Below are 3,398 nucleotides of genomic sequence, written 5' to 3'. Positions count from 1 at the left end.
AAGTATGTCCGGCGGTGTCCTACTCTCCCACACCCTGTCGAGTGCAGTACCATCGGCGCTGGCAGGCTTAGCTTCCGGGTTCGGAATGGGACCGGGCGTTTCCCCACCGCTATAACCGCCGTAACTCTATGAAACTGTACACAGCAAGCCAAGGCCCAGGAGCACAAACACTCCCATCCCTCGTCTTCTGGTATCTGTGTGTTGTTTCAGATACCGCACAGTGGACGCGTAGCACCTTTGTTGGTAAGCCCTCGGCCTATTAGTACCGGTCACCTACACCCCTCACAGGGCTTCCAGTTCCGGCCTATCAACCCAATGGTCTGTTGGGGGCCTTAACCCATCAAGTGGGTGAGAAACCTCATCTTGGAACAGGCTTCCCGCTTAGATGCTTTCAGCGGTTATCCCTTCCGAACGTGGCCAACCAGCCGTGCCCCTGGCGGGACAACTGGCACACCAGAGGTTCGTCCGTCCCGGTCCTCTCGTACTAGGGACAGCCTTCCTCAAGTTTCTAACGCGCGCGGCGGATAGAGACCGAACTGTCTCACGACGTTCTAAACCCAGCTCGCGTGCCGCTTTAATGGGCGAACAGCCCAACCCTTGGGACCTACTCCAGCCCCAGGATGCGACGAGCCGACATCGAGGTGCCAAACCATCCCGTCGATATGGACTCTTGGGGAAGATCAGCCTGTTATCCCCGGGGTACCTTTTATCCGTTGAGCGACACCGCTTCCACTCGCCGGTGCCGGATCACTAGTCCCGACTTTCGTCCCTGCTCGACCTGTCGGTCTCACAGTCAAGCTCCCTTGTGCACTTACACTCAACACCTGATTGCCAACCAGGCTGAGGGAACCTTTGGGCGCCTCCGTTACCCTTTGGGAGGCAACCGCCCCAGTTAAACTACCCACCAGGCACTGTCCCTGAACCAGATCATGGCCCGAGGTTAGAAGCCCAATACGATCAGAGTGGTATTTCAACGACGACTCCACCAGAACTAGCGTCCCAGCTTCACAGTCTCCCACCTATCCTACACAAACCGTACCGAACACCAATACCAAGCTATAGTAAAGGTCCCGGGGTCTTTTCGTCCTGCCGCGCGTAACGAGCATCTTTACTCGTACTGCAATTTCGCCGAGTCTGTGGTGGAGACAGCAGAGAAGTCGTTACGCCATTCGTGCAGGTCGGAACTTACCCGACAAGGAATTTCGCTACCTTAGGATGGTTATAGTTACCACCGCCGTTTACCGGGGCTTAAATTCTCAGCTTCGCCCCCCGAAAGGAGCTAACCGGTCCTCTTAACCTTCCGGCACCGGGCAGGCGTCAGTCCGTATACCTCGTCTTACGACTTCGCACGGACCTGTGTTTTTAGTAAACAGTCGCTTCTCTCTGGTCTCTGCGACCCACACCAGCTCCCACCGCAAGGGCGTTCACCAGTACGGGCCCTCCTTCTCCCGAAGTTACGGAGGTATTTTGCCGAGTTCCTTCACCACAGTTCTCTCGATCGCCTCGGTATTCTCTACCTGACCACCTGTGTCGGTTTGGGGTACGGGCCGTGTACCAACTCACTAGAGGCTTTTCTCGGCAGCATAGGATCACTGAATTCACCTCAACCGGCTACGCATCACCTCTCAGGCTCAATGCTGTGCGGATTTGCCTACACAACGCCCTACAGGCTTACACCCGGTAATCCACCACCGGGCCCAGCTACCTTCCTGCGTCACCCCATCGCTTGACTACTACAGCCAGGGTCGTGCGCAGCCGCTTTGAGCCTCCCGAAGGAGGTCTCGCCACATTTGGGCACTTAGCACAACTGATTCGCCATTGGGCGCGGATACACGGGTACGGGAATATCAACCCGTTGTCCATCGACTACGCCTGTCGGCCTCGCCTTAGGTCCCGACTCACCCTGGGCGGATTAACCTGGCCCAGGAACCCTTGGTCATCCGGCGGACGAGTTTCTCACTCGTCTTTCGCTACTCATGCCTGCATTCTCACTCGCGTCACCTCCACGGCTGGATCACTCCGCCGCTTCCCTGGTGACACGACGCTCCCCTACCCATCCACACACCTGGCTCGAAAGCAGGATAATGTGTGAATGCCGCGGCTTCGGCGGTGTACTTGAGCCCCGCTACATTATCGGCGCAGGATCACTTGACCAGTGAGCTATTACGCACTCTTTCAAGGGTGGCTGCTTCTAAGCCAACCTCCTGGTTGTCTCAGCGACCCCACATCCTTTTCCACTTAGTACACGCTTAGGGGCCTTAGCCGGCGATCTGGGCTGTTTCCCTCTCGACTACGAAGCTTATCCCCCGCAGTCTCACTGCCGCGCTCTCACACCCCAGCATTCGGAGTTTGGCTGACTTCGGTAAGCTTGTGGGCCCCCTAGGCCATCCAGTAGCTCTACCTCCAGGGTGAAACACGCGACGCTGCACCTAAATGCATTTCGGGGAGAACCAGCTATCACGGAGTTTGATTGGCCTTTCACCCCTACCCACAGCTCATCCCCTCAGTTTTCAACCTAAGTGGGTTCGGGCCTCCACGACGTCTTACCGTCGCTTCACCCTGGCCATGGGTAGATCACTCCGCTTCGGGTCCATGACATGCGACTCAAAACGCCCTATTCGGACTCGCTTTCGCTACGGCTACCCCACACGGGTTAACCTCGCCACACACCGATGACTCGCAGGCTCATTCTTCAAAAGGCACGCCATCACCCCACCAAAAGGAAGGCTCTGACGGATTGTAAGCGTCCGGTTTCAGGCACTATTTCACTCCCCTCCCGGGGTACTTTTCACCTTTCCCTCACGGTACTAGTCCGCTATCGGTCACCAGGTAGTATTCAGGCTTACCGGGTGGTCCCGGCAGATTCACAGCGGACTCCACGGACCCACTGCTACTCGGGAGACATCCACGAGAGCCGTTGCGTTTTCGTCTACGGGATTCTCACCCTCTACGACGGACCGTCCCAGGCCACTTCGACTAACACAACGGTTTCTGACTCTCGCTCACTGCGGCAGCAGCAAGAAGAATGATCCCACAACCCCACATGGACAACGACTGCCGTCTATCACATCCATACGGTTTAGCCTCATCCGCTTTCGCTCGCCACTACTCACGGAATCACAATTGTTTTCTCTTCCTGTGGGTACTGAGATGTTTCACTTCCCCACGTTCCCTCCACACACCCTATATATTCAGGTGCGGGTGACACGACATCACTCGTGCCGGGTTTCCCCATTCGGAAATCCTCGGATCTCAGCTCGGTTGACAGCTCCCCGAGGCATATCGCAGCCTCCCACGTCCTTCATCGGCTCCTGGTGCCAAGGCATCCACCGAACGCCCTTAAACACTTACAAACAAAGATGCTCGCGTCCACTGTGCAGTTCTCAAACAACACACCC

At 56.7% G+C, this 3,398-nt stretch carries 2 rRNA genes; both read right to left on the bottom strand.

The features are described from left to right. Positions 1 to 6 precede the first annotated feature (6 nt). Positions 7 to 123, bottom strand: a 5S ribosomal RNA gene (rrf, locus tag NDR87_RS37015). Positions 124 to 239: 116 nt separating this feature from the next. Further along, positions 240 to 3,353, bottom strand: a 23S ribosomal RNA gene (locus tag NDR87_RS37010). Positions 3,354 to 3,398: the final 45 nt, after the last annotated feature.

The sequence above is a fragment of the Nocardia sp. CDC159 genome, from assembly GCF_023740735.1.
GTDB lineage: Bacteria > Actinomycetota > Actinomycetes > Mycobacteriales > Mycobacteriaceae > Nocardia > Nocardia pulmonis.
The sequence above is the reverse complement of the archived record's forward strand: the minus strand, read 5'-3'. Positions and strand labels throughout refer to the sequence as shown.